We start from the raw sequence: 23858 nt of genomic DNA on the forward strand, positions 1-23858 counted from the left end.
AAGCTGGAAGCACCATCCGGCGTCGTCCCCAGGAGGAAATCCCTGTGAAGCTCTTTGGAAAGCCTCAACCCGTCAGTCTGGCCCTGTTGGCCACGGGTGTCGCGTTGACCATTTCGGCTTGCGGGTCGTCTCCTGCAAGCACGGCATCCCAAGGGCCGGCGCAAACATCGTCCGGGCAGGCGGCAGTTTCGGCAAGCCCGGCGCCGAGCACCTCATCCACGGCTATGCCCGGAGCGTCTGCGACCGTTGGCGCCCTCGTTCCAGGGTTCCCGCAGCAACTTATTCCACTAATGCCCCACGCAGCCGTGGAGTCCAGCAGTTTCGACAAAAACACCTCCCCGGCTTCGGTAGCCTTGGTCGGCACCATTGCGTCGCCGGCCGACACCGTGGTGGCTTTCTACGCGTCTGCGCTGACGGCACAGGGTTTCAAGGAAGTTCCCGGGAACACTGTGGGAAGTATCAAATCAAAAGACTTCCTGCGCGGGGACAATGAAACAGTAAACATCTCGGTAGTGGAAAACGCGGGCAAATCCACGTTCACCATCGGCGCCAACGTGGCCGCCGGGTCCATCAAGTGACCCCGGAAAGCCTCGGCGCGGAACAGGGCCGTTTTATTGCCGACGTCGCCGCCAAGCTCAATGGCTTCCTTGGCGCGCAGCAAGAGACCATGGCGACCATATCCTCCGATGTCACTCCCCTCATGGGCTCCATCACAAACCTTGTGACGGGCGGGAAGCGTCTCCGGGCCTTGATGTGCTACTGGGGGTGGCGAGGCGCAGGAGGTGAGTCCGCGCATCCAGACATCATCACGGCCGGCTGCGCTTTGGAACTCTTTCAAGCGGCGGCCCTGATCCACGACGACATCATCGACCGCTCTGATACCAGGCGAGGAGGTCCCAGTGTGCACAAGCGGTTCAGCCAACTCCATGAGAGCGAGGGCTGGGCACTCGACAGCGAACGTTTCGGGCATGCGGCCGCTATTCTCACTGGCGACCTGTGCCTGTCCTTCAGTGAAGAGGCGTTCACGCAGATCGGCCCGAGGGCTGCTTCCGGGACTTCTGCGCGGCGGATCTTCAACCTGATGCGCGCCGAGGTCATGGCGGGGCAGTACCTGGACATCCTGGAGGAAGTAGCAGGTCCGGTACGGGACCGCGCGGACGCCGTCAAGCGCGCCCAGTCCATCATCCGTTTCAAGTCGGCAAAGTATTCAACAGAACACCCCCTGGCGCTTGGGGGCGCCTTGGCCGGCGCCAGCAAAGAGCTCCTGCAAGGTTATTCCGCCTTCGCGCTGCCGCTCGGTGAAGCATTCCAACTGCGCGACGACGTCTTGGGCGTGTTCGGAGACCCCGGGACCACTGGAAAGCCGGCCGGCGATGACCTGCGCGAGGGCAAACGAACCGTGCTGGTCGGCATCGCCATCAACCAAGCCGGGGCGGCCGATTCCGCCTACATCGACACCATGCTCGGCAGGCAGGACCTCGGGGAAGCGGAAGTTGCCGAGATCAGGCGGATCATCGTGGACTGCGGAGCGCTCGAAGCTACGGAGTCCATGATCGAAGAACTCAGTAACGAGGCTTTCGACGCGTTGGAACGTCTCCCCTTAGCTGAACTCCCCATCACCGCACTCCGGCAGCTGGCCGAAGCCGCTGTCAGCCGGGCAGCGTGAACTCTTGCTTAAATCCAAGCGAAAAGCGGGCTGAATATACGGCCTAATGCAGTGGTGGTGGCAGTTTCCTGCCACCACCACGGCGGCGAATTTCAGTCTTGCGTCCTTCGCGCAGCGCGTCGACAGGGCGGCCACGCAGGGACTCGTCCGGAGTGAAGAGCCAGGCGATGAGCTCCTCATCCGTGTACCCGGCATCGCCAAGCACTGCAATGGTGCCCTTCAGGCTGTCCACCACATGACCGTCCTGGATGAAGAGGGCGGGAATCGAACGGATGTTCCGTTCGCCCACTCTCACAGCCACAACTGCGCGCTCATCCAGAAGACCGTGGACTTTGGTGATTGAAACGTTCAGCAGCTCTGCGACATCGGGCAGCGGCAGCCAATCGGAAACGAGGTTTTCTACATTACTCACGGATCAAGATTGCCACGCCCGTGCACTTTGCGCCTAGCCAGCCCGGCGGCACGGACAGGATTTGTGGTCCTGAATTGCCCAAGAATCGAATAGCCTGCGATTTCTTGTGCGGAATCGAAAAATGTGAGAGATTCACATTGATCACATTTGCATCACTACTCACTTTAGTAACACTGGTATCACTGGCAGCAGCGGGATTCGCAAAATCTCCGCTGCTGAGATGAGGATTGCTCCCATGACGACGCCCCGCTCGCCCAAGAAGACAACGAGCACGCCCATATTTGCGGCCACCACAGCGGCCCTGCCCGCCGTCATGCTCTCTTCGCTCGCCCTCGCCCAACCGGCAACTGCGATACCGGCGGTGCAGACTCAGAGGATCCCGGCCACTCTGGCCGCGGCCATGCAGGCCCAGGCTTCGGTTGTGGCGGCGAATGTCATTCCGGCATCCGCGGTTGCCGCCACCATCCCGGCTGCCATGCAGCCCATGGCACCGGCGGTCCCGGCCACGTACACAATCGTCCGCGGCGATACCATCAGCGGCATCGCGGCCCGCTACGGGCTGAACACCAACACGGTGCTGCAGCTCAACAAGCTCTCGGCCAACACCATCATCTACCCGGGGCAGCAGATCAAGCTGTCCGGTTCCGGGACTGCTGCACCAGCTCCGGCACCAGCCGCACCAAGCCCCGCACCCAGTCCGTCGTCGTCTTCGTCGGCGACCTACACCGTCAAGCCCGGCGATACCTTGGGCGGCATTGCCGCCCGCAACGGCGTGGCCCTGTCAGACGTCTTCAGCTGGAACGGTCTTAACGGCCGGTCCATCATCTACCCGGGACAGAAACTCAAGGTCGGTCCCGGCACGAATGCACCAGTTCCTGCGGCGCCGGCACCTGCCCCCGCACCAGCTGCGCCGGCAGTTGCCAACACTGGCTCTTACACGATCAAGTCCGGTGACACTTTGGGCGGCATCGCGTCCCGACTCGGAGTCTCCCTTTCCTCGCTGCTCTCGGCCAACAAGCTGTCCATGAGCACCATCATTTACCCGGGCCAGAAGCTTGCCATTCCCGGCGCTCCTGCCGCGCCGGCTCCCGTCACCACCCCTCTGGTTCCGAGCACTTTCCTGGGCTACACCTATCCGCCGGCCGTCGTCAGTTCAGCCAACGCGAACAAGGCGCTGCTCAATGCTTCTCCGGTTCCCAGCACCACCCAGATGAAGGGGATCGTAGCCGACACGGCACGCCGCATGGGCGTGGACCCCTCCCTGGCTTTGGCCTTCGCGTTCCAGGAATCCGGCTTCAACCAGCGTGCGGTTTCACCCGCCAACGCCATCGGCACCATGCAGGTTATTCCCTCCTCCGGCGAATGGGCTTCCCAGCTGGTAGGACGCAAGCTCAACCTTCTTGACCCGTACGACAACGTCACCGCCGGCGTCGCGATCATTCGGGCGCTGGTGAACACGAGCAAGGACGTCAACACGGCCATCGCAGGCTACTACCAGGGCCAGTACTCAGTGAGCAAGTACGGCATGTACGACGACACCAAGTCCTACGTCGCCGCAATCCTGGCTCACAAGAAGAACTTCAGCTGAACCACACCGCAAACACGGGCCCGGATCGCATGCCGATTCGGGCCCGTGTTTTTGCTCAACTAGGATCGTAGGGTGCAGGAACAAGTTTCGGACCATCTCCTTGGATCCCTGGTGGACGGGCGCTACTTCGTCCGATCGCGCCTCGCAGGCGGCGGCATGTCCACCGTCTACCTTGCCACGGACGAGCGACTCGACCGCGACGTGGCGCTCAAAGTGCTGCACCCGCATCTGGCCAACGACCAAAACTTCCTTGACCGCCTTCAGCGCGAGGCACGGGCGGCCGCCAGCCTGTCCCACCCGCATGTCGTCGGAGTTCTCGACCAGGGACAGGACGGCCACATTGCCTACATCGTCATGGAGTACATCAAGGGGCACACACTCCGCGATGTCCTCAACGAAAAGACTGCGCTTCCGCCCCGATTGGCCTTTGCACTGATAGACCCCGTCATCGAAGGACTCGCTGCCGCCCACGCAGCGGGGCTGATACACCGCGACGTCAAGCCGGAGAACGTGCTGATCGCCGACGACGGCCGCATCAAGGTAGGCGATTTCGGCTTGGCCCGGGCGGTGACGGCGACCACGAGCACTGGCGCCCTGATCGGCACGGTTGCCTATTTGGCTCCCGAACTGGTCCTAGGCAAGCCCGCCGACGCGCGGAGCGACATCTATTCTGTCGGCATCATGCTTTACGAGATGCTTACCGGCGAGCAACCCTATTCCGGCGACGTCCCCATCCAGGTTGCTTACCAGCACGTCAACGCGAGCGTCGTGCCGCCGTCGCTCGCTGTTCCCGGACTTTCCGCGGACGTCGACGAACTCGTCCAATGGTGCACGGCAAAGGAACCTGAAGAGCGTCCTGTGGACGGTTCTGCGCTCTTGTCGGAACTGCGGCATATCCGGACAACCCTGAGCGACGCGCAACTGGACATCAGCCCACCGGCCGCGAAGGCGCGTGCCGCAGCGGCGGAAAGCGGGCAAGAGGCCGGGGCAACCGCAGTGGTCGCCCCTTTCCACGCCGAGCGCACCGAAACGTTGGAAAGGATCGGCCGCCCGACGGAGATCATCTCAAGCCAACGCAATCCGACCACTGTGCTGCCGCCGTCGGGCTCCTCCCCCGGCGCGACGGGTCAAGCCATATTGCCCCCGGAGAGGACTGTTCCGGCGAGTAAGCGCGACATCAAAAGAATGGCGCGCCAGGAAGAAAAGGACCGCGCCCGTGCGGCGGCCACGCCGTCGCGCTCTTTGCGGGAAGGTAATCCGCGCCGCCGGGCGGTGATCTGGACAGTTGTCGTGATTGTCCTGGCAATCCTCGCCACGGCCGCCGGCTGGTTCTTCGGCATGGGGCCCGGCTCGCCCGGAACCATTCCGGACACCAGGAACAAGACGGTTGCTGAGGCCCAGCAACTGCTGAGAACCGCTGGCTTCCAATCTGAGCCGAAAGACGTGTTCGACGACGAAGTCTCGGCAGGGTTGGCGGTTGGAACGGAACCCGCGTCTGGCCAGGTGGTCCGGAAGTTCCAAGCCGTGTCGCTCTTCGTTTCCAAGGGTCCACAGTTGTTTCCGCTCCCCGCGATGGCTGGCCTGACACTGGACCAGGCCAAGAATGCCCTCGGCACGGCCGGGATGGCGCTCGGCAAGGTGACCGAGCAGTACGACGACAAAGTACCTACAGGCTCGGTGATCTCGCAGTCCCCGGCCAAGGACACTGCAGTCCGCCACGGCACCCCGGTGGCATTGGTGGTTTCCAAGGGACCGCAGCCCCTGCCCGTACCCGATGTGCGCGGCATGACCCAGCAAGCTGCGGTCAAAGCGATCAGCGACGCCGGATTGGTGGCGAAAATCGCGCCTGAACCTGTCAATGACAAGAAAGTTCCTGCTGGGGCCGTTGTCAGCCAGACCCCTGCGAGTGGCACCTTGATCCGCGGCGACTCCGTCACGTTGACCCTGTCCAAGGGGCCGAAAATGGTGCACGTTCCCAACTTCATCGGCAAGCAGGCGGACGCTGCCCGCAAAGCCTTGGAGCAGCTCGGATTCGACGTCAAGATCAACAACATCCTGGGTGGCTTCTTCGGCACTGTCCGTGACCAGAACCCCGTGGACAGCGATTCCCCGGAGGGCTCCGTCATCACCTTGACCGTGGTGTAGGCCGCACAAAACAAGAGGGGCGGTCCGGAATGTTCCGGATCGCCCCTCTTGTGTCTTACTCGCCGTCCGTTCGCTGGAGGGCTGATCTACCGCTTTGTGAGCGCCCCGGCTACGAGGAATGCCATCTCAAGGGACTGCATGTGGTTCAGGCGGGGATCGCACACGGACTCATAGCGGTCCAGGAAAGCGTCCTGGTCAATGGGATCGGCACCGCCAAGGCACTCCGCGACATCGTCGCCGGTCATTTCCATGTGCAAACCACCCGGTACCGTGCCCAGGGCATGGTGAACCTCGAAGAACCCGCGGACTTCGTCCACGACGTCGTCGAAGTTACGGGTCTTGTACCCGTTGGGCGAGGTGACCGTGTTCCCGTGCATGGGGTCCGTGACCCAGAGAACCTGGGCGCCGGAGGCTGTGACCTTCTCGACGACGGCGGGCAGCTTCTCGCGGATGTTCTTGGAACCCATCCGGGTGATGAAGGTGAGGCGGCCCGGCTCCCGGTTTGGATCCAGCTTGTCGATAAGCCGCAGCGCGTCGTCCCCAGTGGTTCCGGGACCTAGCTTGACGCCGATGGGATTGCGGACGCGGGACAAGAAGTCCACGTGCGCATGATCGAGCTCACGCGTACGCTCGCCGATCCAGAGGAAGTGCCCGGAGGTACCATACGGAAGCCCGGTGCGGGAATCGATGCGCGTGAGGGCGCGCTCGTAGTCCAAGAGCAAAGCCTCGTGGCTCGCGAAGAACTCCACGCGCTTGAGGGCTTCGAAGTCGGCGCCACAGGAATCCATGAACTTGATGGCGCGATCGATATCCCTGGCCAAGGACTCGTAGCGGGCGTGGGCAGGGTTCTCAGTGAAGCCCTTGTTCCAGAGGTGCACCAGGCGAAGATCCGCAAAGCCGCCTTGCGTGAAGGCGCGGATGAGGTTCAGCGTGGAAGCCGAGGTGTGGTAGGCCTTCAGCATGCGGCTGGCGTCGTGGGCGCGGGACTCCGGGGTGAAGTCGTAGCCATTGACGATGTCGCCACGGTACGCCGGCAACGTCACGCCGTCGCGGGTTTCCTCGTTCGACGATCGCGGCTTGGCGAACTGGCCAGCCATGCGACCCATTTTGATGACGGGCATAGCCGCACCATAGGTGAGGACAACGGCCATCTGCAGGATGGTGCGGACGCGGGCGCTGATCTTGTCAGCTGTGGCGTCCTCGAAAGTCTCGGCGCAGTCGCCGCCTTGAAGCAGGAAAGCCTTGCCCTGGGCTGCAGCGGCCAAGCGCTCACGCAGCACGTCCACTTCGCCGGCGAAAACCAGCGGTGGAAGCACGGAGAGTTCTTTGACGGAAGCGTCGAAGACGCCCCTGTCGGACCAGGTGGGTTGCTGCGAGATCGGCAGCTGCCGCCAGTCGTCCAAGCCGGGATAGTTCGCCGCGCCACTTTGCGCGGTGCTGGTCAAATGGCTGCCCAGCGGGCTGGTCACGGGCGGTGCGGGTTTCGCGGATAGCTCAGTCACTCTCCAAGACTAGTTGCCTTGCCCGCTGTTCGGGGCACGGCTTCCGTAACCGTTATTCGCCGGCCGTCACACTTTTCCAGATGATTCGCTACCGCTCTCCGGCTCTGGAAGCTGCCCGGCCAGTCTCTGCTTGACGACGGCAGCGTATTCGTCCACGTATTCCTGTCCCGAGAGCCGCATGAGTTCGTACATGATTTCATCGGTCACGGCGCGTTGAACCGTGCGGTCTTCCTCTTGGCCGTAGTACTGGCTGAAGTCCAGTGGCTGGCCGAAAATGATCCCGATGCGGCGGATGTTGGGCAAACGCTTGCCGATGGGCTGGACCTTTTCGGTACCGATCATGGCAACGGGAACAACGCGGACCCGGGTTTGGAGGGCAAGTTTGGCCACTCCCACTTTGCCCCGGTACAGCTTGGCATCCGGACTACGGGTGCCTTCGGGGTAAATGCCCAGCAGGCCGCCACCAGCCAGTACGTCCTTGCCTGCCTGCAAGGACAGCTCGGATGCGGCCCCGCCCGAACGGTCCATGGGCAACTGGTTCGTGAGCCGGAAGAACATCGCCGTGAGCCTGCCCTTGAGCCCCGTGCCCGTGAAGTACTCAGACTTGGCGAGGAAGATGACAGGCCGGGGAACCATCAGCGGCATGAAGATTGAGTCGGAAAAGGACAAATGGTTGGAAGCGAGAATCGCGGCACCATCGTGGGGAACGTTATCGAGGCCCTTGACCCAGGGGCGGAACAGCAATTTGAGAACCGGACCCAAAAAGATCCGCTTCATGACCCAATAGAACACTTTGGTTCCTCTCCGGGGCGGCGTCTGCGAGTCGTCCGGAGGGTCCCGGCCGGCACTCAGAAGCCACCCTACTCCAGTGAGAAATGTCCCGAACAGTGACACGATGGACTCATGACGGAAAGCAGTGTTCCGGGCGTCATCGGCCCTTTGCACTACCCCGGCCACGGTCCAAACGCCGGCACCGGGGTAGCCATTTGCCATGGCTTCACGGGCAGCCCGCTCAGTATCCTGCCGTGGGCCGAACACTTGGCCGCCCTGGGGTTTGCCGTGACGGTGCCCCTGCTACCGGGCCACGGTACGGACTGGCGAGAACTCTCGCGGACCAGTTGGCACGATTGGTACGGCGCCTTTGAAGCCAGCTACCTTGATCTTTCTGCCCGTACAAGCTCTTGCTATGTTGCCGGATTGTCCATGGGCGGTGCAGTGGCGCTCAGGGTGGCTTCACGGCAGCCTGTAGCTGGTGTGGCCGTGGTCAACCCGGGGCTGAGCTTTTATGATCGCCGCGTCCGCTACATTGGCGCCCTCAAGCACTTCATGCGCACCACCGCTCCCATCGAGGAGCAAGACCCGACGGCGACGCCCACCGACGACGGCGACTACTCACGGACGCCGTTGTCAGCCGTGCACGAACTCAAGAAGCTCTTCCGTTCAAGCTATCGATCTTTGCCCGCTGTTTCGGCACCGGCGCTGGTGTTCGCGTCCCTGAAGGACGCCGTCGTGCCGCCAAGCTCGCTGGAGATGATCCGCCGTCGCCTCGCCTCGCGGGAGTTCCGTGTGATCCCTCTGCCACACAGCGGCCATGTGGCCACTCTCGACGTTGATGCGGCGACAATACTTGAGGAATCGACCACCTTTTTCCTGCAGCATGCCGCCAACAGAGTAGCCTCGGAGTCATCATGAACACTCTCCCCGATCCCTCGCCGTACGCCAGCGACTTCACCGGTAGTGGACCCAGCATCGGCGTCGTGATGAGCCACGGCTTCACTGGCAGTCCCCACAGCATGCGCCCCTGGGCCGAGTACCTCGCCGCGGAAGGCTACGCAGTCCGTCTCCCTCTGCTTCCAGGCCACGGGACCACGTGGCAGGACATGGCAACACGGCACTGGCAAGAGTGGCACCGCGCGGTGGATGCCGCGTATCTTGAGCTCCAGGCCGAGTGCGACTTCGTCTTCGCCGCAGGATTGTCGATGGGCGGGGCTCTAGCTCTCCGGATCGCGGCTACTCGCCCCGTAGCCGGCACCGTCGTCGTCAACCCGGGACTAGTGATCGATGACCCCCGCGCTGCAGTGGTTGGCCTCCTCAAGTACGTCCTGAGATCCACCCCGGCCATTGCCAACGACATCCTCAAACCGGGCGTGGACGAGGGGGCCTACCCGAGGACTCCAGTCGCGGCCGCCCATGAGTTGAAGAAGATGTACAAGGACACCATCAGTCTTCTACCCCGGATTTCCGCGCCCGTGCGCGTCTTCCGCTCCTCCGTGGACCACGTGGTTTCGGACGCAAGCATCAAACAGCTAAGGGAGCGCGTCACCGCTTCGATGGAGTTCAGCACCTTGGAGAACAGCTACCACGTGGCCACCCTGGACAACGATGCCCTGGAGATCTTCCGCGGCTCGGCCGAGTTCATCCGGAAAACGATGGCTGGACTGATCAACGGTTCCGCCCCTGCCCGCCCGTCCGGCGCCGAACTCCGGGACTTACCCCATGAATAGGCCGGGACCGGACTCGCCGGACCAAAGCGCCAACAAGGACGACGATGCCGTCTGGCTGGATCTGGTGGCCCGGCTTGAGTCGATGCCTTCCTCGGCGCTGGATGAACCCCGGCCGGCGGAAGAGCCCCACAAGGATCCAGGAACAGAATCGGGTTCAGGGCCGGACTCCGTTCCTGGCACGTCCACATCCCGCTCTTTCCAAGACTTCGATCCCCTTGGATTGGCCCGGAGGGATGCTCACGATGAGAGCGAGGCGCGCGAAGGCGAAGGCGCGAACGGTCCGCGCGACTACGACGTCGGGGACGAGGACGGGTTCGTGCCCGAGGACCCGCCGAGCCTGGCCGGCACCGAACCGCTGACCATGCTCGCTTGGCTCGGAGCAGTGGGCGGCCCGATTGCCCTGCTGTTTACGGCAATGTTTTGGCGCTCGGCGCCCCTCTTGGCTGTCATGGGGATCTTGACCGCGTTTCTGGCATCGGTGGTGTATCTCATCATGAAGCTGCCCCAGGAAAAAGACGAGAACGACGACGGCGCCCGCGTCTAAGGGGGTGCCGCACCGCTGATTACCGCGCGGCGGAGCTTGTGCTATCCGTGCGCCCTGCCGCTGACCCGGGACAGATCGGCGGCGCCGATCATCCCTGCCCGTGGTCCCAGTGCGGCAAGCTTGATGGCGGCTGCAGGGCGGAAACCGCGGCCCGTGAGGTTCCGGGTGAACGCGGTCCGGGCGGGGCCGACCAATAGCTCTCCGGCGTCGCACAGTCCGCCTCCGATAACAAACGTCCCCGGGTCCAGAGCGGCCGCGAGGTTCGCGAGGCCGAGTCCGAGCCAGTGCCCCACCTCTTCCAGGAGCTCCCTCGAGGCCGAGTCTCCGGCTTTTGCCCGCTCGGTCACGGTGACGCCTGTAATGTTTTCCGCGGTTCCTCCGGCGGCTTTCAGCAATTCGTAGGCAACCGGGGAATTCCGGAGGGCGAGCTCCCGGGCTTCCCTGCCGAGCGCGTTCCCGGACGCATATTGCTCCCAGCAGCCTCGGTTTCCGCATTCGCAGCGATGCCCGCCGGGCACGACGATCTGGTGGCCAAACTCCCCCGCTACCCCGAACCTCCCACGTTCCACGCGGCCGTCCATGACCATGGCACCCCCGATACCGGTGCCGAGCGTGATGCAGACGAGTCTGCTTTCCCCTTGCCCTGCGCCGAAGCGCCATTCAGCCCAAGCGGCAGCGTCGGCGTCGTTGGTGACCAGTACCGGGCGTCTCAGCAAGCTCTGCAGGTTTTCACGCAGTGGTTCGTTGCGCCAGGCGAGATGCGGGCTGAAGAGCACCGTGCCGCCGTCGAGATCCATCCAGCCAGCCGCACCGATCCCCACAGAGGCAATGCGGTGGCTTCTGCCCAGCTCCTGGACTAGCTCGACGATTACCTGCTCCACGGCCCTGGCGTCATTGCCAGGAGTTGAGCGCCGGGCTTCCTCGACCACGTTGCCCGAGGGATCCACAACGCCCGCAGCAACCTTCGTGCCGCCAATGTCGATCCCGATAGCCAGTCCCCTACGACCAAGATGGGAGCGGCGGGCAGCCCATGGAACGGACTCCCATCGCGTGCGGCCGTCTGTGGAACCCGGACGCCGGCGGGTTGCGGTTGAACCGGACCAGGAAATCTTCCGAACGAGTGCCGCGGTCTGGTCGTTGGATGAATTCAGTGGCATTCCGCCATCCTATTCCGAGTGCCGCATATGTACGGACCTGGCGCCCGTATGAACGGGCGCCAGGTCCGGCCGCGTTGGATGAATGGCACGCGTCAAGTAAAGTTACTCATCAGTAAATTGAAATTGGTGAATTGCGACACACCCATTACGTGGCCGTATAGAGTTAGAGCAGCCCCGCAATGGTCTGTTGATATCGAAGGAGCTATCGTGCGTGAATTCAGTGTTCCGCCCCTGGTGAATGTTGCCCCCGAAACCAACATCACGGACCTCGTGGTTCGTCAGGCTGCCAAGCCATCCAACCCCGCCCTCTTTGCCAAGCTCAACGGCGCTGGCCAATGGCAGGACATCCGCGCAACGGAGTTCCTCAAAGACGTCTCGGCTCTGGCGAAGGGCCTGATCGCCAGCGGTGTCGGCCCAGGCGACCGCGTGGGCATCATGTCCAGGACCCGGTACGAATGGTCCCTCGTCGACTTCGCCATCTGGTTTGCGGGAGGGATCTCGGTGCCGATCTACGAAACGTCATCGCCGTCGCAGGTGGCCTGGAACCTGGGTGACTCGGGCGCAGTTGCGGCATTCGCGGAGTCTGCACACCACGAGGACGTTATCCGCCAAGCAGTCACGGCTGAAGGCCTCAGCTCAGTCGCCCATGTCTGGCAGCTCGAAGGCGGCGGCCTTGATGTCCTCCGCAGGGCGGGTAGCGGCGTCAGCGACGAGGAACTTGAGTCCCGCCGCAGCAGTGCCGTGCTTGCCGACGTCGCCACTATCATCTACACCTCCGGCACCACGGGCCGTCCCAAGGGTTGCGAACTCACGCACGGCAACTTCGTGGAACTTTCGGAGAACGCCCTGGCTTCCCTCGGTGACGTCGTCAACGAGGACGCCAAGACCATCATGTTCCTCCCGTTGGCCCACGTCTTTGCCCGCTTTATCTCGGTCCTGGCCGTGGCAGCCGGCTCCCAAGTGGCCCACACTCCTGATATCAAGAACCTTCTCGGTGACCTGCAAAGTTTCCAGCCGTCATTCATACTCGCCGTTCCCCGCGTCTTCGAGAAGGTCTTCAACTCGGCGCTCACCAAGGCAGAGGACGGTGGCAAGGGCGCCATTTTCCACAAAGCCGTGGACACGGCGATCGCCTACTCCAAGGCGCAGCAGTCGGGCTCCGTCGGGCTGGTGCTGAGGCTCAAGCACGGCGTATTCGACCGTTTGGTGTATGGGAAGCTCCGCGCAGCCATGGGTGGCCACGTGAGCCACGCCGTCTCCGGCGGCGGCCCCCTCGGCGAACGGCTGGGCCATTTCTTCCACGGTATCGGCTTGCAGATCCTGGAAGGGTACGGCTTGACCGAGACCACGGCACCCATTTCAGTAAACACCCCGTCCCTGATCAAGATCGGCACGGTAGGGGCACCGCTCCCGGGCAATGCCGTCAAGATCGCCGACGACGGCGAAATCCTCGCCAAGGGCGTCTGCGTCATGAAGGGCTATTACAAGCGGGATGACCTCGCCGCAGACACCTTCGCGGACGGTTGGTTCCGTACAGGTGATATCGGTGAACTGGATGAACAGGGTTTCCTGAAGATCACCGGGCGCAAGAAGGAAATCATCGTCACGGCCAGCGGCAAGAACGTGGTGCCGGCCCTCCTCGAGGACCAAATCCGGGCAGACGCGCTGGTGTCCCAGGTCTTGGTGATCGGCGACAACCGGCCCTTCATCGGCGCGCTAGTCACCCTCGACGAGGAAGCACTCCCAGGTTGGTTGGAACGGCATGGTCTTCCAACATCCACCACTCCGGCAGATGCCGCGGACAACACCTTGGTCCGGGCAGCCGTCCAGGAACTGATCAGCCACGCGAACCAATCCGTCTCCCATGCGGAGGCGATCAAGTCGTTCAGGATTGTGCCGTCCGACTTTACCGAGGCATCCGGCCACCTCACACCCTCTTTGAAGGTCAAGCGCGCCCAGGTGATGAAAGACTTCGACGCCGTGATCGAGGAAATGTATTCGGCGCCCAAGGCGTCCTGACGCGGCTTCGTGACACAGCCGAAAACCGAATAAAGCGAAGGTCCCGGGCTCATTGAGCCCGGGACCTTCCTTCATGCCCTCAACGGAGGAGCGTGCGGTTATTCGACGACGATCAACAAATCGCCGCCCTGAACCTGCTCCACCTTGTTGACGGCGATGCGCGAGACGGTGCCGGCAACCGGCGTCGTGATGGACGCTTCCATCTTCATCGCCTCGATGGTGGCGATGGTGTCGCCCGCCTTCACGGCGTCGCCCGCTTTGACGGTCAGCGTCACGGCACCGGCGAACGGCGCTGCGACCTGGCCTGGCTGGGAAGCATCTGCCTTCTCCGCAGCCTTCACGTTGCTCACCACGGACTTGTCGCGAACCACCACGGGGCGGGACTGGCCGTTGAGCTTGCACATGACGGTGCGCATGCCCTTTTCGTCCGGCTCCGAGACTGCTTCCAAGGAAGCGATCAGGCGGACGCCCTTTTCGAGCTCCATGACGTGTTCAGCGCCGAGCTGAAGACCATAAAGGTAGTCGCGGGTGTCTAGGACTGACAGGTTGCCGTAGGTGTCGACGCTCTTGAGGTAGTCCTTCGTGGGACCGTCGAAGAGCAGCCGGTTCAGGGTCCTTTGGCGGGTCTTGGAATCGCCCTTGAGGGCCGCACTGTCTTCGGCGCTCAGTTCGACGTCGCGGACTTTGATGCTGCGGCCCTGGAGTGCCTTGGTGCGGAACGGCTCCGGCCATCCTCCGGGAGGATCTCCCAGTTCACCCGACAGGAATCCGATGACGGAATCCGGGATGTCGTAGTTCTGCGGGTTCTCGTTGAAGTCCGCCGGATCCGCATTGATTCCCACCAGGTGCAGCGCGAGGTCGCCCACCACCTTGGATGACGGCGTCACCTTCACCAGACGGCCCAGAATACGGTCCGCTGCGGTGTACATGTCCTCGATGGCCTCAAAACGCTCGCCAAGCCCCAGCGCCATGGCCTGCTGTCGCAGATTGGACAGCTGCCCACCCGGGATCTCGTGTTGGTAAACCCGGCCCGTCGGACCCGGAAGCCCGGATTCGAACGGTGCGTAGACGCGCCGCACGGCTTCCCAGTAGGGCTCCAGCGCGCTGACACTCGCAAGGCTGAGCCCAGTATCGCGCGGGGTATGTGCCAAGGCCGCCACAAGGGCCGAAGCCGACGGCTGGCTCGTCGTGCCCGCCAGCGAGGCAGACGCGACGTCGACGGCGTCAACGCCGGCATCAACAGCGGCCAGCAGCGTCGCCAGCTGGCCGCCTGCGGTGTCGTGCGTGTGCAGGTGGACCGGGAGGTCGAAACGCTCTCGCAAGGCGCTGACGAGCTTGGCGGCCGCCGCAGGGCGAAGCAGTCCGGCCATGTCTTTGATGGCCAGGATGTGTGCACCAGCGTCGACGATCTTCTGCGCAAGGTCCAGATAGTAGTCGAGCGTGTACAGCTTCTCGTTCGGGTCGAGGAGGTCACCGGTGTAGCAGAGCGCGACTTCGGCTACGGCGGTGCCGGTGGCACGTACCGCACGAATGGCCGGAGCCATCTGGTTGACGTCGTTGAGGGCGTCGAAGATGCGGAAGATGTCGATGCCCGTTGCTGCGGCCTCGTTGACGAACGCCTCGGTGACTTCTTCCGGGTACGGCGTGTAACCAACGGTGTTGCGGCCACGAAGCAGCATCTGAATACACACGTTGGGCAGGGCCTTGCGCAAAGCGGCGAGCCGGTCCCAAGGATCTTCGCCGAGGAAGCGCAGCGCGACGTCGTAGGTGGCACCGCCCCAGGCCTCGACCGACAGCAGTTCGGGCAGCAGGGCGGACACTGCAGGGCCGGCTGCGACGAGATCGCGGGTACGGACGCGCGTGGCAAGGAGCGACTGGTGTGCGTCACGGAACGTGGTGTCCGTGACCGCAACGGCGGTCTGCTCGCGCAGGGCCTTGGCGAATCCTTCCGGACCCAATTCCTGAAGCCTCTGGCGGGATCCGGCAGGCGCGACGACCCCTGCCACCGAAGGGAGCTTGGCGGCCGGGTCCGTGTGGACCTTGAGCTCCCCGTTGGGCTTGTTGACCGTGACGTCGGCGAGCCACGTCAGCAGCTTGGTTCCGCGGTCCGCGGAGACGTGGGACTTCAGCAGCTCGGGGCGCTTGTCGATGAAGTCGGTGGCAACGTTTCCAGCAATGAAGTCCGGATCGGCGAGAACTGCCTGGAGGAAAGGGATGTTGGTGGATACGCCACGGATCCGGAACTCGGCGAGGCCGCGCCGCGCACGGGCCACGGCGGCCGGATAGTCGCGGCCGCGGCAGGTGAGCTTGACCAGCATGGAGTCGAAGTGCGGACTGATCTCGGCGCCCGAGTAGACCGTACCGCCGTCGAGACGCACGCCCGCGCCGCCTGCGGAACGGTAGCCGGTGATCTTTCCGACGTCGGGGCGGAAGCCGTTGGCGGGATCTTCCGTGGTGATGCGGCACTGCAGGGCGGCACCCTTGATGGATACCGACTCCTGGCTCAGGCCGAGGTCTGCAAGGGTCTCACCGGATGCGATGCGCATCTGTGCTTGAACGAGGTCGACGTCGGTGATTTCCTCGGTGACCGTGTGCTCCACCTGGATGCGCGGGTTCATCTCGATGAAGACGTGCTGGCCGGCGCGTTCGCCTTCGGTGTCCACGAGGAATTCGACCGTTCCTGCGTTGACGTAGTTCAGTGCCTTGGCGAAGGCCACGGCGTCCCGGTACAGGGCCTGGCGAATGGACTCGTCCAGGTTGGGAGCCGGAGCGATTTCCACGACCTTCTGGTGGCGGCGCTGCAAGGAGCAGTCGCGCTCGAAGAGGTGCATGATATTGCCCTCGCCATCGGCCAGGATCTGGACCTCAATGTGACGCGGACGCAGCACGGCTTGTTCCAAAAACATGGTGGGATCGCCGAAGGCGGCGTCGGCTTCGCGCATGGCCGACTGGAGGGCTTCAGGGAGGTCCTCGCGGGTCTCAACCCGCCGCATGCCGCGGCCACCACCGCCGGCGACAGCCTTGGCGAAGATCGGGAAGCCAATCTGGTCGGCTGCGGCGATGAGCTCGTCGATGTCGCGGGAAGGCGCGCTGGACTTCAACACCGGCACGCCGGCTTTGCGGGCGGCCTCGAGGGCGGCGACCTTGTTACCGGCCAGCTCGAGCACTTCCGCCGGCGGGCCGACAAAGGTGATGCCTGCATCCTTGGCTGCCCGTGCGAGATCAGGGTTCTCGGACAGGAATCCGTAGCCCGGGTAGATCGCGTCAGCCCCGGCCTCTTTGGCGACACGGACGATTTCGGCCACGTCAAGGTAGGCACGGACCGGATGGCCCTCCTGCCCAATCAGATAGGCCTCATCAGCCTTCTGCCGGTGGATCGAGTTGCGATCCTCATACGGGAAGACCGCTACGGTCTTGGCGCCGAGTTCGTAGCCAGCGCGGAAGGCCCTGATCGCGATTTCGCCGCGATTAGCCACCAGAATCTTGGAAAACATGCTTCTCCTGCATCATTGCGGGTGTAACGGTCGGTGGTCACAGTGTGTAAGACCTCCATACCCAAACACAAATCTTTGTGGTGACAGTCACATCGGGATTCGTCACGAGCAGTGTACCTTCGCGCACGATACCGATTCGCGTGCTAAAGACCAGAGAAGTAACAAGCCATCCAAGCCGTTCAGGGCTGATAAGGCAGGAAACAGTGGCCACTCAACATATGATGTTGAAGGGCGGCGGCAGAGCCCCGGTTCCGGTAAGCCGGAATACAAGCACCGCGACACGGCAACCGGCGTTAGGTTTTGGGTTTTCAAGTGCAAGTAGTCAGCATCAGCAGCCTTAAGGGCGGCGTGGGAAAGACATCCGTAACCACTGGGTTGGCCTCGGCCGCACTGGCAGCAGGCATCCCCACCCTTGTTGTGGACCTGGATCCCCACGCCGACGCCACCACCGCCCTCGGCGTCCAGGCCGGCGAACAGCTCGACATTGGCCGCATGCTGAAGAATCCCCGCAAGGCCAGGCTCTTGGACAACGTGGTCAGCAGTGGCTGGGTTGAACAGGCACGCCGTCATGGCGGAGGGACTRCCCTTGATGTCGCCGTCGGATCCGCCTACACCGGAATCTACGATCGGCCGGACCTCGGACGTCGCGATCTCCGCCGGCTCACTTCAGTCCTTGCCTCAGCCGAAAAATATGAGCTGGTCCTTGTGGATTGTCCCCCATCGCTCAACGGACTCACGCGCATGGCCTGGAGCGCGAGTGACCGCGTCGTGCTTGTTGCCGAACCCGGACTCTTCTCAGTGGCCGGCACTGAACGCACCATGCGTGCAATACAACTATTCCGCCAGGAATTCGCTCCCCAACTGGCGCCCGCCGGGATCGTAGCCAACCGGGTCCGCCCCGCTTCGTCCGAGCACACTTTCCGGCTCGCCGAGATGGAGTCGATGTTCGGCGAGCTCTTGCTCGCGCCACATATTCCGGAGCAGGCGAACTGGCAGCAAATCCAGGGTGCCGCGCACGCTGTACATCACTGGCCCGGCGATTCCGCCAAGAACACGGCCAAGCTGTTTGACACCCTCCTGGAGAACATGCTGTCCTCACAGAACGGTGCGCGGGAACGCCGCCAGCGCTGACAAAGGCCGGCGCCTGCGCCGCAAACGTGCGTCACTGGTGCGAGAAATGCGATGAAGCCGCCTTCCGGTTGGAAGGCGGCTTCATCGGTCTTCAGATGGCCGATGGGGCAATCCCAACGGCGGGTCAGCCTGTGCGGCGTCCGTCTAGCCCGTGCGGCGCGCGGAACGGCGTTTGCTCAGTTCGTCGTCCGGAAAGGACTGCTCTGCGGCATGCTCGCTCGGGAGGGCAGCGAGACTGCCTTCGACTTCACGCCAGACGCGGCCAACTGCGATGCCGAATACGCCCTGGCCTCCCTGGACCAGATCAATAACTTCGTCCGCAGAAGTGCATTCATAGACACTCGCGCCGTCGCTCATCAGTGTGATTTGGGCCAGGTCTTCCACTCCGCGCTCGCGCAAGTGCTCAACGGCAGTGCGGATCTGCTGGAGGGACACCCCTGTGTCCAGGAGGCGCTTGACGACTTTGAGGACCAGAATGTCCCGGAAACCGTAGAGCCGCTGCGACCCAGAGCCGGCTGCGCCACGGACAGCGGGTTCGACCAGTCCGGTACGCGCCCAGTAGTCCAGTTGGCGGTAGGTGATCCCTGCTGCCTTGCACGCGGTGGGACCGCGGTAGCCGGCATCTTCATCCAGGACCGGAAGGTCCTCGGTGAAGAGCAGACCCTGGGCACCGCTTGCGGGTACAGCAATGCCTGCTGAGGCCTGCTTTAGCTCGCCTGCTTCGCCTTTGGGACTCACGTGACCCTCCTTGTCAGAAGTTCCCTTGGGGAAGCTGCATACGGCGGCCAACACGAAAGGGAAATGCAGTCGTGTAATTTCAACGCGTCCGCACCTTTCAGTGTGACTTGCGCGGGTCCTGTATGCAACGGGAACTTGATACCTTCGACGTTAGGCGCGCAGGGGCCTCAGGTCAAAGACGTCCGGACCAATTTCACGTCGTGTCGAAACTTTCACCCTCAACTTTAACCTTAAGCAAGCGTCAGCCTTCGAAGTCCTCGGGTTCCACGTCATCCAGGAACTCCCGGAAACGGCGTAATTCGCGCTCTTCGTCGACTTCGGGGCCGGGCTCGGTATCTTCGCCTTCATCGTGTTCGGTGATCCGGACGCCTGCTTCATCCATCACGGCATCGGCACACCAGATGCGGCATTTCGCCCGCAAGGCAAGCGCCAGCGCATCAGACGCCCGTGAACTAACCACTGTGCCGTCGTCGAACTGGAGTTGACCGTAGAAGATATTGTCCTCAACCGCCACGATATTCACACTGATGATCGTGTGGCCGAGCGCCTCGACGACGTCGATCAGGAGATCGTGGGTCATGGGCCGGGGCGGCACTACACCCTGCTGGGCCAAGGCGATGGCGCTGGCCTCGGGCGTGCCGATCCAGATGGGAACATGGCGTTCCCCGTGCATCTCACGCAGGAGAACCAGAGGCTGGTTTGAAGGCAGTTCAATCCGCACTCCAACAATCTCGACCTCGATCATCATGCGTCCATACGGGAGATACGGTCCTGCACCAAGGCACGGTGCAGGCTGAGGCAGAGTTCGCTGATTTCCCGGGCGGCTTCGGCTGCCCGCGACTGCGATGCCGCATCCCTGCGGGACGTCAGGGGCGCAACAACCCGCTCCACCAAGCCGAATTCACGTTCGGCTGCGGCTTGGAAGGGCCGCAGGTGCCGGGGCTCAAGTCCATGGCTTTCAAGCTGGACGCATGCCCGCGCCACTTGAAGGGCGTGTTCGTCGAATTTTCCATTGACGTGACTGATGAGCCCGAAGCTGAGAAGGGACTGCAAAAGCGGGACGCTGGCGCCGGATTCCGTCCGAAGTTGTTCCTCACTCAAGGCGCGCGCGTGGCCCTGCAATTCAGCGGCCAATTCGTCCGAGACTATTCGCGGGGAAACCGACACGCCGGGCGGAAGGTTTTCCGGACGTTCGCCGCGGTCGATCGCGTCCAGGTAATCCTTGATGACTTTGAGCGGCAGGTACTGGTCGCGCTGGAGCGCCAACACGAAGCGCAAACGCTCGACGTCGCTCTCGGCATACTGGCGGTATCCGGCAGGAGTCCGCTTCGGATTGATCAGTCCCTTTTCCTCAAGAAAACGGATCTTGGACGCCGTCATGGTGGGAAAGTCGTCGCTGAGCTGTGCGAGGACCTCTCCAATGTTGAGGACCTGCGGTCCGCGCCGTTCCGGCTGGGCCATTGCCACAGGCGTACCCGGAATCAGTCTTGGCCTGCGGCGCGGGCAGGGCTCAGGTAGTAGGTGAGGCGGAACTTGCCAATCTGGACCTCGCTGCCGTTCTTGAGCAGGACGTTGTCTACCCGGTCTTGGTTGACATAGGTGCCGTTGAGGCTTCCGGTGTCCACCACTTCGAAGCCCTCGGGTGTGCGCACGAACTCGACATGCTTACGCGAAACCGTCACGTCGTCCAGGAAGATGTCCGCATCCGGGTGGCGACCGGCCGTAGTGGTGTCCGAGTCCAGAAGGAACCGCGCACCGGCGTTGGGGCCGGTGTGGGCAATCAGCAACGCCGAGCCTGGGGGCAAAGCCTGCACCGCCGCGCGCTCCTCAGCTGCCAAAGACGGGCGGACATCCTGCTCGTGGTGGCGCACAGGCGTGAGCTGGATTGACGTGGTTTCCGACGTTGGCTGTTCTACTGCACCGTGCTCGTCCCGGGCTTGGTTCCGCTTGCCGCCAACCATGGAAATCCTCCTCATCCGCCAGCAATTGTTGCCAACTGCCGGTTACGCATCTGCCCGGTTCCGCCGGGCCAAACGGGTCGCTGGCCCGCCGCAACCGGTCCCCTGTTTTGAGGAGAACCGACTTGGCGGGCCAGATACCTTTTAGCCTACCTGTTGTTCGTACTCTGATGCACTGAGCAGGGTCTCGATGGCGTCAGCTTCCGAAAGCTTTACCTCGAACAGCCAACCGTCACCGTAGGGATCCGAGTTGATCAGGGCAGAGTCACTATCGAGGGCCTCATTGCGGGAGACAATTTCGCCGCTGACGGGGGCGTAAATGTCGCTCACGCTCTTCGTGGACTCGACCTCACCCACGACGTCGTTGCCCTTCACCGTGGTGCCGGGCTCTGGCAGCTGGGCGTAGACAACGTCGCCGAGTGCGTCCTGGGCGAAGTCCGTGATGCCGACGCGCACGACGCCGTCTGCATTCGGGGCGCTGACCCATTCATGTTCGGCGGTGTAGGAAAGATCGGCAGGAATGTTGCTCATGAGTCGCCTTTCATCGGGACGTTACGGACCACGACGGCGGCCCGGACTTCCGGCCACCGCTGAAAGTATAAGCACATCCACCGCTCCTCCCCACAGGTGTCTGGGATGATTGGAACCAGACTCGAGCCGCACAGTCCTGCAACGCCGTCGAAGGAGCGCGATCATGCCGGAACTGCCCGAACTCACTGCCCTCACCTCTTTTCTGGACGAGCGGCTATCCGGAGCGCAGCTCACCCAATTGCTGATGCCATCGGCGTTCGCCTTGAAGGTTGCTGACGTTCCCTATGAATCGCTGATCGGGGGGGACAATCGATTCCGTCGGGCGGCAGGGAAAATTCCTGGCTTTCAAGATCGCTCCTTCCGCCGATGCGGCCCAGGGAGGAGGCTCAACAGGGCCCCTGTACTTGATCGTCAATTTCGCAAAGGCAGGCTGGCTCAAATTCTCAGATAAACAGCCGGCTGCCGAAGCCACCGCTGCAGGCGGTTACTTCGCCGCGCAGATGGGCTTTTCGAATGACGGCAACGATTACGGTGTGACCCTTACGGATGCGGGAACGTGGAAGGGATTGGCCATCTTCATCGTCCACGACCCGGCGGAGGTCCATGGCATTGCGGAGCTTGGACCGGATCCTCTCGACACCGGCTTCGGCCTGGACGAGTTCAGCCGGCTTTTCACGCACAGGCAGCAGATCAAAGGAATCCTGAAGAACCAAAAACTCATGGCGGGTATCGGGAACGCCTACAGCGACGAAATCCTCCACGCAGCGAAGCTGTCTCCCGTCGCCGCCGCTTCCTCGCTGGACTCTGACGCTGTGGAGCGCCTTTTCACGACAATGAAGGAGATCCTCGAAGGCGCCGCCCGGGAGTTCACGGGCAAAAAGCCGAGCGAGCTGAAGCCAGCCAAGAAAGCCTCCATGCGCGTGCACGGCCGGACGGGAGAAGCTTGCCCGGTCTGTGGAGACACCGTGCGGGAGGTTACCTTTGTGGGGACCTCGCTCCAGTACTGCCCGACGTGCCAGACCAATGGCGAGATCCTGGCCAAACGCGGCAGCGGCGACGACGCTTGATTCACAGAGAGCCCGCCGCTGTCCTTTGAAACCAACAATCCTGTGGCGGGCTCTCTGGTGTTGCGCTCAGGCGACCGGTGATCCCTCTGGTTCGCGTACGACGTCGGGGGCTGCTTGCGGGGCGGAAGGCGGCTGCGCCGCTCCCCCACGCCGGGCAGCTGCCGCGGCGCCGATCATGACGATCAGGGCCGCCACGGTGATGATGGCCCCGGCCCAGATGGGCGAAGTGTAGCCCAAGCCCCAGCTGATGGTGACGCCGCCCAACCATGCTCCCAGGGCGTTGCCTAGGTTGAAGGCGCCGATATTCGCACCGGAGGCGAGGGTGGGCGCTGTAGTGGCAAAGTGCATGACGCGCATCTGCAGGCCCGGCACGGTGGCGAATCCGAAGCCGCCCATCAGTGCCAGCGAGAACAGGGTAGCCACGGGGCTCGTGGCGGTGACGGCGAAGAACACGAGCACCAGCACCAGGCCCGCAAGGATCACCACGAGGGTTTTGTCAATGGACTTGTCGGCCGCTTTGCCGCCGGCAATGTTACCGACGAACAAGCCGCCGCCAAACAGGACCAGGAGCCACGGCACGGCAGGGGGGTCGAATCCGGAGACTTTGGTCAGGGTGAAGGCGATGTAGGTGAAGGCGCCGAACATTCCGCCGAAGCCAAGGATGGTGACGATGATGGAGAGCCACACTTGGCCGGATGCGAAAGCGCCAAGCTCGGTGCGGAGGTTGCTGGTAACGGCGTCGTCCTTGGTGCGAGGGACCATGAGGGCGATGCCGACGAGGGCGACGACGCCAATAGAGGTAATGGCCCAGAAGGTGGATCGCCAGCCGAGGTTCTGGCCAAGGAAGGTTCCGAAAGGCACTCCCAGTACGTTGGCGGCGGTGAGGCCAGTGAACATGATGGCGATGGCTCCGGCCTTCTTGTTGGCCGGGACCAAGCTGGCTGCGACAACTGAGCCAATGCCGAAGAAGGCTCCGTGACAGAGCGCGGCAACAATGCGTCCGATGAGCATGGCCGGATAGCTGTCCGCGATGGCGGAAAGGAAGTTACCGGCAATGAACAAGACCAAGAGTCCGATCAGCACGGGCTTCCGCGGCAAGCGGGTGACGGCTGCTGTGACCAAGAGGGCGCCGACAACCACGCTGAGCGCGTAGCCGGTGATGAACCAACCGGCGGATGCTTCGCTGACTCCGAAATCGCTGGCGATCTCGGGTAAGAGGCCCATGATGACGAACTCGGTCAAACCAATGCCGAATCCGCCCAGGGCAAGGGCAATCAACCCTGCAGGCATGTTGTGCTCCTTTGTGGGGATGGATTCCCGTGAGACTGGAAGTGCGTCGTCGAGAACCGTAGAATATTAGTTGCAGACGCTGCATATATAGTTGCACACGCCATGTAATTGC

General features: G+C 62.9%; 22 protein-coding genes. 11 read left to right on the plus strand and 11 right to left on the minus strand.

Annotated features, from left to right (window positions below; genetic code table 11):
- Window positions 1-290: 290 nt before the first annotated feature.
- Together AC1DLO_RS21180 and AC1DLO_RS21185 are read left to right on the plus strand one after the other, a co-directional pair.
- Complete coding sequence (locus AC1DLO_RS21180; RefSeq protein WP_476891063.1) at window positions 291-578, plus strand: hypothetical protein; 288 nt, start codon at window positions 291-293, stop codon at window positions 576-578.
- Window positions 575-1666 (plus strand): polyprenyl synthetase family protein, encoded by a 1092-nt coding sequence (locus tag AC1DLO_RS21185; protein WP_476891064.1) that lies wholly within the window; start codon window positions 575-577, stop codon window positions 1664-1666. The genes AC1DLO_RS21180 and AC1DLO_RS21185 overlap by 4 nt, the downstream gene beginning before the upstream one ends.
- 43 nt (window positions 1667-1709) lie before the next feature.
- Here AC1DLO_RS21185 and AC1DLO_RS21190 read toward each other — a convergent pair whose 3' ends face one another.
- Window positions 1710-2078, minus strand: coding sequence for an Rv2175c family DNA-binding protein (locus AC1DLO_RS21190; RefSeq protein ID WP_476914598.1), 369 nt, complete (start codon window positions 2076-2078; stop codon window positions 1710-1712).
- 235 nt (window positions 2079-2313) lie between these two features.
- Here AC1DLO_RS21190 and AC1DLO_RS21195 point away from each other — a divergent pair, with 235 nt between their 5' ends.
- Both AC1DLO_RS21195 and pknB read left to right on the plus strand, forming a co-directional pair.
- Complete coding sequence (locus AC1DLO_RS21195; protein WP_476891066.1) at window positions 2314-3666, plus strand: lytic transglycosylase; 1353 nt, start codon at window positions 2314-2316, stop codon at window positions 3664-3666.
- A gap of 72 nt (window positions 3667-3738) precedes the next feature.
- On the plus strand, window positions 3739-5811 hold the full coding sequence (pknB, locus tag AC1DLO_RS21200; RefSeq protein WP_476891067.1) for a Stk1 family PASTA domain-containing Ser/Thr kinase: 2073 nt from the start codon (window positions 3739-3741) through the stop codon (window positions 5809-5811).
- 86 nt (window positions 5812-5897) lie between these two features.
- Here pknB and AC1DLO_RS21205 read toward each other — a convergent pair whose 3' ends face one another.
- Entirely contained in the window at window positions 5898-7313 is a 1416-nt protein-coding gene (locus tag AC1DLO_RS21205) for a class II 3-deoxy-7-phosphoheptulonate synthase (RefSeq protein WP_476891068.1), read from the minus strand.
- A 66-nt stretch (window positions 7314-7379) separates the two neighbouring features.
- Window positions 7380-8105 (minus strand): lysophospholipid acyltransferase family protein, encoded by a 726-nt coding sequence (locus AC1DLO_RS21210; RefSeq protein WP_476891069.1) that lies wholly within the window; start codon window positions 8103-8105, stop codon window positions 7380-7382.
- Window positions 8106-8216: 111 nt separating this feature from the next.
- On the opposite strand from AC1DLO_RS21210, the gene AC1DLO_RS21215 reads away from it, so the two are divergent.
- The 3 genes from AC1DLO_RS21215 to AC1DLO_RS21225 are packed head-to-tail and all read left to right on the plus strand — an operon-like array spanning window position 8217 to window position 10361.
- Window positions 8217-9005 (plus strand): alpha/beta hydrolase, encoded by a 789-nt coding sequence (locus tag AC1DLO_RS21215; RefSeq protein ID WP_476891070.1) that lies wholly within the window; start codon window positions 8217-8219, stop codon window positions 9003-9005.
- Entirely contained in the window at window positions 9002-9817 is an 816-nt protein-coding gene (locus AC1DLO_RS21220) for an alpha/beta hydrolase (protein ID WP_476891071.1), read from the plus strand. The genes AC1DLO_RS21215 and AC1DLO_RS21220 overlap by 4 nt, the downstream gene beginning before the upstream one ends.
- Entirely contained in the window at window positions 9810-10361 is a 552-nt protein-coding gene (locus tag AC1DLO_RS21225; protein WP_476891072.1) for a hypothetical protein, read from the plus strand. The genes AC1DLO_RS21220 and AC1DLO_RS21225 overlap by 8 nt, the downstream gene beginning before the upstream one ends.
- A 41-nt stretch (window positions 10362-10402) precedes the next feature.
- Here the strand turns inward: AC1DLO_RS21225 and AC1DLO_RS21230 are convergent, their stop codons facing one another.
- Window positions 10403-11518: an ROK family glucokinase gene (locus AC1DLO_RS21230; RefSeq protein WP_476891073.1), complete on the minus strand. Its 1116-nt coding sequence runs from the start codon at window positions 11516-11518 to the stop codon at window positions 10403-10405.
- Between the two features lie 207 nt (window positions 11519-11725).
- Between AC1DLO_RS21230 and AC1DLO_RS21235 the strand changes: the two genes are divergently transcribed.
- Complete coding sequence (locus tag AC1DLO_RS21235) at window positions 11726-13537, plus strand: AMP-dependent synthetase/ligase (protein ID WP_476891074.1); 1812 nt, start codon at window positions 11726-11728, stop codon at window positions 13535-13537.
- A gap of 98 nt (window positions 13538-13635) precedes the next feature.
- Here AC1DLO_RS21235 and AC1DLO_RS21240 read toward each other — a convergent pair whose 3' ends face one another.
- Complete coding sequence (locus AC1DLO_RS21240) at window positions 13636-17031, minus strand: pyruvate carboxylase (protein WP_476891075.1); 3396 nt, start codon at window positions 17029-17031, stop codon at window positions 13636-13638.
- Between the two features lie 312 nt (window positions 17032-17343).
- Between AC1DLO_RS21240 and AC1DLO_RS21245 the strand changes: the two genes are divergently transcribed.
- Entirely contained in the window at window positions 17344-18162 is an 819-nt protein-coding gene (locus AC1DLO_RS21245; RefSeq protein ID WP_476914599.1) for a ParA family protein, read from the plus strand.
- A 144-nt stretch (window positions 18163-18306) separates the two neighbouring features.
- On the opposite strand, the gene AC1DLO_RS21250 is transcribed toward AC1DLO_RS21245, so the two are convergent.
- The 5 genes from AC1DLO_RS21250 to gcvH all read right to left on the minus strand — a co-directional run bounded on the left by AC1DLO_RS21250 (window position 18307) and on the right by gcvH (window position 21389).
- On the minus strand, window positions 18307-18900 hold the full coding sequence (locus AC1DLO_RS21250) for a MerR family transcriptional regulator (RefSeq protein WP_184738948.1): 594 nt from the start codon (window positions 18898-18900) through the stop codon (window positions 18307-18309).
- Window positions 18901-19141: 241 nt separating this feature from the next.
- Window positions 19142-19645 carry a bifunctional nuclease family protein gene (locus AC1DLO_RS21255; RefSeq protein WP_184739384.1) on the minus strand — a complete coding sequence of 168 codons (504 nt, stop codon included), beginning with the start codon at window positions 19643-19645 and terminating at the stop codon, window positions 19142-19144.
- Window positions 19645-20361 (minus strand): transcriptional regulator FtsR, encoded by a 717-nt coding sequence (gene ftsR / locus AC1DLO_RS21260; protein ID WP_476891077.1) that lies wholly within the window; start codon window positions 20359-20361, stop codon window positions 19645-19647. The genes AC1DLO_RS21255 and ftsR overlap by 1 nt, the downstream gene beginning before the upstream one ends.
- Before the next feature lie 20 nt (window positions 20362-20381).
- Window positions 20382-20861 carry an FHA domain-containing protein gene (locus tag AC1DLO_RS21265; protein WP_184738944.1) on the minus strand — a complete coding sequence of 160 codons (480 nt, stop codon included), beginning with the start codon at window positions 20859-20861 and terminating at the stop codon, window positions 20382-20384.
- Between the two features lie 141 nt (window positions 20862-21002).
- The gene (gcvH, locus tag AC1DLO_RS21270; RefSeq protein WP_184738942.1) at window positions 21003-21389 is read right to left on the minus strand and encodes a glycine cleavage system protein GcvH; all 387 of its coding nucleotides are present in this window, start codon (window positions 21387-21389) and stop codon (window positions 21003-21005) included.
- A gap of 163 nt (window positions 21390-21552) precedes the next feature.
- Between gcvH and AC1DLO_RS21275 the strand changes: the two genes are divergently transcribed.
- Window positions 21553-21840, plus strand: coding sequence for a hypothetical protein (locus tag AC1DLO_RS21275; RefSeq protein ID WP_476914600.1), 288 nt, complete (start codon window positions 21553-21555; stop codon window positions 21838-21840).
- Window positions 21841-21922: 82 nt separating this feature from the next.
- Window positions 21923-22456 carry a zinc finger domain-containing protein gene (locus AC1DLO_RS21280; RefSeq protein ID WP_476914601.1) on the plus strand — a complete coding sequence of 178 codons (534 nt, stop codon included), beginning with the start codon at window positions 21923-21925 and terminating at the stop codon, window positions 22454-22456.
- 66 nt (window positions 22457-22522) lie between these two features.
- On the opposite strand, the gene AC1DLO_RS21285 is transcribed toward AC1DLO_RS21280, so the two are convergent.
- Window positions 22523-23746, minus strand: coding sequence for an MFS transporter (locus tag AC1DLO_RS21285; RefSeq protein WP_476891079.1), 1224 nt, complete (start codon window positions 23744-23746; stop codon window positions 22523-22525).
- Window positions 23747-23858: the final 112 nt, after the last annotated feature.

This window comes from Arthrobacter sp. 01T419 (assembly GCF_056398865.1).